Annotated in this window: 3 protein-coding genes and 1 pseudogene; all 4 read right to left on the bottom strand. The window is 61.1% G+C overall.

Annotation, left to right across the window (positions count from 1 at the left end; genetic code table 11):
• The coding region (locus tag BI292_RS07795; protein WP_101207523.1) for a toxin VasX at positions 1–3527 on the bottom strand (3527 nt) is incomplete at its 3' end.
• Positions 3524–4390 (bottom strand): DUF4123 domain-containing protein, encoded by an 867-nt coding sequence (locus tag BI292_RS07790; protein WP_101207522.1) that lies wholly within the window; start codon positions 4388–4390, stop codon positions 3524–3526. The genes BI292_RS07790 and BI292_RS07795, both read right to left, overlap by 4 nt.
• Positions 4387–6390, bottom strand: a complete 2004-nt coding sequence (locus BI292_RS07785) for a type VI secretion system tip protein VgrG (RefSeq protein WP_101207524.1) — start codon at positions 6388–6390, stop codon at positions 4387–4389. The genes BI292_RS07790 and BI292_RS07785 overlap by 4 nt, the downstream gene beginning before the upstream one ends.
• Positions 6391–6524: 134 nt before the next feature.
• Positions 6525–7187 (bottom strand): annotated as a pseudogene (locus BI292_RS07780) (BatD family protein); the annotation flags it as partial.

Here is a 7187-nt window from a genome sequence, read left to right as displayed (position 1 = left end):
GGGTAACGGTCATCCCCGCGAGGGTTGAGACGAATGACGCGATTGCGGGAAACCCACTCGCCGTTGGAGTTCATCGTCTGAATACAGACTGTTAATTCCAGTGTCTCGGAAGCGGGCGTGTATTCGGAGTCAGGATCCGACGGATATTGCAGGCAGAGGACCAGCCGATCCGGCCCGGTTTCTGCAATGCGCAGGCTGCATGCCACTTCATCGCTGATAGCGTCCTTGCGTTCTCGCGGCACGCCGCGACTGTGGAGGGGGACAGAAATGCGGTGAGCGCCAATTCCCAGACGTCGGGCTGGCTGACCATTCAAGGGTGGCTGAAAATCATCGAAATTAAGACCTGGTAGCACTAGATGGATGTCTTTGGGTTTGGCCTTTAACAGCAAGTTTTTCAACCATGAGTCATGCTCGTTGCGCCCAAGTTGGACGTAAGGAACGTGAAGCAAATAGATGAGAAAATTTTTGTATTCATCCAGCGTATGGTCACCACGCTCACTGGTGTCCAGGCTCCAAGGCGTGGTTTTGAGCCATTTGTCGTGGGCGTTGATGTTATAGCGATTGAAGAGCCACGTTCCGCCAAGCTCCAATACTGTGAACAATGCACCTGCAAGGTTGAACCGGAAAAATACGGTGGAAAGATGTGTCCCCGCAGATGCCCATGCAGCTGTTCTCGCCGCGGCGTTTTTTGCGAGCAGGACGGTGTAACCCGCATGCAGCGTATGACCTAAACCGTAGGCATTAACTGTTGTCATACCACCAGCCCCCAATGTGGCAAGCGCCGAACTGTTATGTGCCAAACGATTTCCACTGCGCGTAGCTTGCTGCCAGTTTTTGTATTGAGTAGTGAGACTGAACAATGAAGCTACGCCTCCAAAAATGTAGGTGAAAATACCCAGCCCGATGTGCATTCTCCCCATCTGCACATGAACACTCTGCAATGCATGGCGTTGTAATGCTGCGACGAGCTCGACACTGCGAGCCTTCAACGCGGTGTCTGTCAGGCTCTGAGCCACTGTAAATCCTGCTGCACTTGTAGCCGCCAGTGCATTGGCAAGCGGACCCCAAGTGCGCTTATTACCGGTCTGACTCTGCATCTCCCGATAAACCGAAACCAAATTCACCCCCTGAACCAAAAACACCAACAACCCCATCCCCTCGCTTCTAATCAACCCCGCATTCGGCACCGCGCTAACCCCCATCCGAATACTCTTCAGTAAACTCCTGACCTCGGTCTGCTGAGCCGGCGGAAACACCAGCGTCACCCCCGCGCGAGCCGGCGTCGCCCCGTACAGTCGCACCGATTGATCCGGCAGTTCCGCGATCGGGCTGAGCGCGCCGGCTAACCGCGCCTCGAGTCGCGTCAATTGCCCGCGCACCCGGGCAATTTCGCCCTGCAACTCCACCGCCCGTGGCGACTTGTGGCCCTGGCGGTTTTTGTTGTGGGTGATTTGGTTGCGTTCACGGGTCAGGGTTTTCAGGTAGTCACGCTCCCTGAGTATTTCCTTGAGGTTGGTTTGCAGCGCTGCGTGTTCCGCCGCCGTGGCGACGGTAAAGGTCACGCCGGTGGTTTTTGCCGCGTCGAGCAGTCGCATGTACAGCGCCTTGGGCAGGCGCTGGAACAATTCGTCGAGGTCAGGGATTTTCTCCGCCGCGAGGTTGAACCCCTCCAGTGCCCGGCTCAGGCCCATGTTCAGCGCGGGGCTGAGGCTGTGTTGCGCCGCGTCGGCGACGGCGCGGGTGTGCTCGGGTAAATCGTCGAGGGCCGGCAGGTGCGGTTGCTCGATTTTCTTCAACTCGGCGAGCCAGCGCGGCAGGTTGTTGAACACGCCCATGCCGGCGTTGAACAACAGCGTGTATTGCACCGCTTGTTCCGGTTGCAGGCGCCACGGCAACGTATAGAACAGTGGCCGGGTCAGCTCCGGATGTTTCTCCAGGTAGCCGAGGATTTTTTCGCTCGCCTCATCGCTGCGACAAATGTCTTTGAGGCAGGCGTATTCGGCGCTGAACGCCTGGCCCAGTTGCGCTGGCTCGTGCGCGTCGTAATACCACGCCGAGCGGTGATAGCGCCCGGCGCACACCAACATCGTGCGGTCGGCGGTGATGCGTTCGAGCAGGGTATTCCAGCGGCCAATGTCGAAGCGGTACTGGAACAATTCGTCGTCCATGGCGGCGCGGTCGATGAAGTCGTTGACCCCGCGTTTACCGCTGAACATCGAACCCTCAAGCAGATTGCGGATGCGCAGATCGTTGTCCTTGCCGAGGTTGACCAGCGTCTGCAAGTGACGCTCGACAAAGTCGCTGGGTGACGCCGCGAAATACTCGCGCGTGTAGTAACGAAGGTCCGCTTCAGCATTCGCGCGACCGTACGCCGTGGCATCGGGGGCGAGGCCGTCGAAACGGTTCATTGCGTAGGCCTGATCCACGGCATCGCGACGCATCTGCTCCAGTTCAGGAGTGGCAGTAACGCTGGGCGGGACGACTTTGCCGCCACGGTTCAGGTAGTCGAGCAAGGTGTTGCGGGTCTGTTCGCGATCCGCTTCCGGCAACTGCTGCAGATCGGCGAACAAGGCTTTTGCGCGAGGGTCATTGCTGACCTCGGACAGCTTGTCGACGTCGGCCGGGCTGAGTTGGCTCAAGGACTCGATGTAGCAGGCCAGCAAATAGTTGCGCTCGTTGTTATCAGCATTGGTCCAGTCGTCGACCCAGCCGACCAGCACGTCTTGATAATCGGCCAGATCACGCAGCACGCCGAGGTCGTCCGGCACCACGAGGAACAGCGTGTCGTCCTGATACGCCGGGCGTACCTGGCCGAGAAACTCGCCGATGTGCGCCTCACGAAAACGCTGAGGTTGTTCCCAAAGATAAGGTTTGCGTTCGTGCTCGGGCACAGCGCTGACCTGCACGGTCGGCAGCAACACGGCGTCCGGCGACGGTTCGTCCGGGCTTTCTGCGTTCTCCACTGGCGGAGTCGGCGCCTCGGCAATCTCGGCCAGCCAGCGCTGCGTTTGCTCAACCGTCAGCAAGTGCTCGCCGCCGGTTGCGCAATCCACCGGGCCGAGGTCGACGGCTTGCATGAAGTGGTCGCGCTCTTCGCGGCTGTCGATGACCTGGGCGCATTTGGCGGCCGTCCATTGCACCTCGGCGAAGCTCACATGCAACATGCTGCGCCGTGAAAAGATCAGGGCCGGGCGCTCTTCGATGGCTGCGCGCTGATCGCCGACCACCTTGGCGCCCTTGTGCAGCAGGGCACTGACCAATCCGTTGAGTACGCGATATTCGTGCAGATGCCCGGTGACGCTGTCGATTACGTACAGCCAGCCATCGCGTAGCAAACGGATGCCCAGCGGCCGCGTCTCGAGTGCGTAAGGCAACTTCAGGTGGTTATCAGGATCGAGGTTTTTTTCGACGAGGCCATAGCGCAATGGCAAAAGCTGCACGTGGGTCTGGCGCAACGGGCAGGCGCCAGGCGAGCCGATGGCAGTTTTGGGCGCCGCCGCTGCGGCGAGATTGGCAGGGTGGTTCATGGGCGGCCTCGTTGATTTGCCCATTCGTGGGCCATGTCGGCGGCCAGCGCGATACGCTCACCGATAGGTTGCAGGGAAGGCGTATGCAGCAATCGGTTGAGGTGCGGATGCTGTTCGAGCGGTGAACCGTTCAGCCAAGCCATGACGTTGGCGTAATAGAACAGCTCGGACTGGCTGCTCAGGCCCAGGGAACTGGCCTCGGCGCCCAGTCGCTCAAGCACTGGCCAGCGTTGGGCCACGGTTGCGCCGCTATGGAAGTCGGGGAAGTGTTTGAGTAAATGTGCGTCGAGTTCGATCAGCACACGCCGCTGATCAGCCTGGTCCAGCGCTGAATTCTGTTCGACGCTCAGGCGATAGGGCGTTGGCAAGTCGGGGCACTCTGCCAACCGAGGCGGGTGATATTGCCAATCCGCCGCGACGCCATCGCTCGTTACCACGCCCGCAAGCGGCCCGAACAAGCGCTGATCGCCGCTGCCGAACAGCGCTCGGGCGACGGCGGCGTCGGCCAGACGCAGGAACACTGGCAACCCTTCGGGCAACTCGACGGTCAGCAATTTGCGCAAGTGCTGAGCCACTGCGTGCACCGAATCCGCGCTGAACAGCAGCACGGCCCATTCTTCGTGCGCGTGCTGGAGATAGAACTGCAAAAGTGGCTCGTCGACTGATTGCACGGTGGCTAGAACCGGCGAGATATCTCGCAGGTCGGTGAAGGACGGGCAGTCGTACAAGGCAACCGTAGTGGCGCCGGGGCTCAGTTGTTTCAGGCGTTGCGGCAAATCGCTGACGGTTGCGCCATCGAGCAACAGCAAAGCCTGATGTTTGCCCCACGGCAGGTCTGCGGGCAGAGAGGTCGAGAGCGTCATGCCTGGGCCGCCTCGCAAATAAGGCAACGCGAGCTGCGCGTTGCCACCAGTGCGTGGCGTTGCTGCGCCGGGTCGAACGTCACTTTGAGCAACGGCAGCGCGCCCGGTATCAACGGCTCCGCTGGCATCGTCGTCGCTGGAGCGCCGCCCTCGACAATTGCCACGCTGCTGAAAATGCCGTCCGGCCCGAGCGTCAGCCAATGCCCGCCGGCCTTGACCGTCAGGTGCGCTCCGCCATCAATAACCACTTGCTGGCCGGCGCTGAGGTGGATTTGCTGCGTGGCGTTAAGCCGCTGACTGCTGACGCGAATGTGCTGGTCGCCGAGCACCAGCAGGTGGTCGTCCTGTTTCAGTTCGGTGAGGCGATTGCCGTGGGTGAGGTGCTGTTCTTCGCCGCGCAGGTCGTGGCTGGCGATGCCGCCGACGACCACGCTGCGCTGGTTGTCGACCTGAATGCGTTCGTCGTTGAGCACCAACTGGACGAAATCGCGCTGGGCGCGCAGGGCAATTTCCTCGGCACCGGCGCGGTCCTCGATGCGCAGCTCGTTGAAACCGCCGCCGCCGGGGCTGCTCTGGCTGCGCAGGATGCTTTGCGTATGCTGCGCCGGAAGGTCCAGCGGCACCGGCGTCGCGGCGTTCGGCAGACAACCGAGGACGAAGGGTTTGTCGGGATCGCCTTCGCTGAAACCCACCAACACTTCCATGCCGACGCGCGGAATCTGCACGCTGCCGTAGCGCTCATGTGCCCAATGGGTTGCCACTCGCAGCCAGCAACTGGATTGCTCGTTTTTCTGTCCCTCGCGATCCCAGAACATCTGGACTTTCACGCGGCCGTAGGCGTCGCAGTAGATCTCTTCGCCAGCGGGGCCGGTGACGACAGCATGCTGGTTGCCGGTCACCCGAGGTTTGGGGTGCTCCAGCGCCGGACGGAAATTCACGTCCCAAGGCGTCGCAACGAAATGGTTGCGATAACCCTGGGTAAAACCTTCATCAGAGCTGACGTCGGGCGCAGCTTCCTCAAGCGATTGTGGCTGGCGGCCAGAATGCTCTACGCGAGTCAGTAACCATAGGCCGTTGCAGTCCGCTCGCGGGTGTTCGCTGAGGTCGAGAAAACTGCCGTTGCGCAGTAGCGGCTGGTCGCTGCGGCCGTGAGCCTGGCGGTAATCGGCGCGATGGCGTTCGAGGGCGCGCTGGCTCAGATGTTGGCCCCGCTCACGATGGACGAATTGCCCGGGGAAGGCGTAATCCTCCAGTTCGGGCAATCGTGCTTCTCGCGCGTCAGCCTGCAACTGTACGTTGGGTTTTTCGAAGTGGTAATCGCGCCGACTGACGTGGGTGGTGCGGGTGTGCAATTGCACCTGGAAGCGGTCGATGACTGGAGCTTCGGCAACCATCCCGCTGCCCGGGGCGTAGGTGGTTGGCGCAGCAGGGCGGGGGAAAACCGTCTGATCATCGCCAAACACCAGCGTGTGCCCGTCAGCGCTGTGCTGGAAATGAAAGTGCAGGCCTTCCTCTTCACACAAACGCTGGATGAAGTGCAGGTCACTCTCGTGGTATTGCACGCAATAAACGCGGGGCGGGTAGTCGGCGCTGAGTTGAAAACGCCAGGCATCCGACTGCATGCCGTGATCGCTGAGGATCCTGGCGATGATCTGCGGGACGCTTTGCTGCTGGAAAATGCGCTGGTTATGCCGGTGCGCGAGGTAGGCGAGGTGTGGCGCCAGAATGATCTGGTAGCTGGTCAGGCGAGCGCCAGAATCGCCTTGAGCGACTCGATAAACCTGCCCGTGAATCCCCGAGCCATCGGCACCGAAAGACAGGAAAGCAGGACGATGCAGAAGCGCTTCGAGATCAAGATCCCGGTGCTCGCTGACCAGTTGCAGTTCGACTTCATAGGTCTGGTTGAGCGCTTCGGTTGCGCGAAATTCCACCACCTGAAGAGCGTGGCGGAAGCCTTCAAGCTCGAGCTTGAAAACAACGGTTTTGGCAGCCTTCAACATCCACATGTCCCTGTGTCTTTTCAGGCACGGGACTTTGCGGGGGGCGCCAACTTGGCGCAGTCAGGGGAATCGTTTTCTTGTGTAGGAATTTTCCGGGAATCGCTTCGCTGCAGATCAGGCAGCCCGGTAACGCGTTATTTCGGATACAGCGGCGGCAAGCCGCTATCACCTACCGGGTCTTGAACCCGTTCTGCCAGTGGGATCGCGCGTGTTGCGCGCCACAGGTCTTCGCCCTGCCAATGCTGGCCGGATTCGCTGTAGAGCGCGCCATTCAGGCCGTCCAGCGCATCCGACAGCGGCACAAACCGCGCGGCCATTTCGGCGAGGGTTTCCGGTTGTTGCCGCGCCCAGGCATCCAGTGCCTGGCGGGTGGCGTGGGGGTCGTTAGCCTGGCAGGCGCGTTTGAGGTCGTCGAGCACGCTGCGCGGGCTCGGCCCGGTTTGCGCCGCGCGCAGGATCGCCGGTTGCCAGCGCGCGCGCCACCACAAGCCAAAACCGAGCAGGGTGGTGCAGGCCAGAATCATTGTGCTGAGTTTCCACCACCACAGCGCTTCGCTGTCGGCGCCGTAGACCACTTGCGGGCTGCCGGTCGGCGTATCGACCATCAGGCTCGGATTGTTCAGCACTTGCAGGGTGCGCGCCGGCAGGCTGCTGTGTTCCAGATGATCCTCGAAGGTGTTCCACCAGACCACGTCGACCGTCGGCAACTCGATGGCGCCGCTGTGGGCGGGCACCAGCGCTTCGCGTTCTTCGCGGCTGCCGATCAAGCCGCGCTCGCTGTTCTGGTTGCCGAGCAC

It is taken from the genome of Pseudomonas sp. 43NM1, from assembly GCF_002836905.1.
In the GTDB taxonomy this organism is placed as follows: domain Bacteria; phylum Pseudomonadota; class Gammaproteobacteria; order Pseudomonadales; family Pseudomonadaceae; genus Aquipseudomonas; species Aquipseudomonas prosekii.
This window is presented reverse-complemented; position numbering and strand designations above follow the sequence as displayed.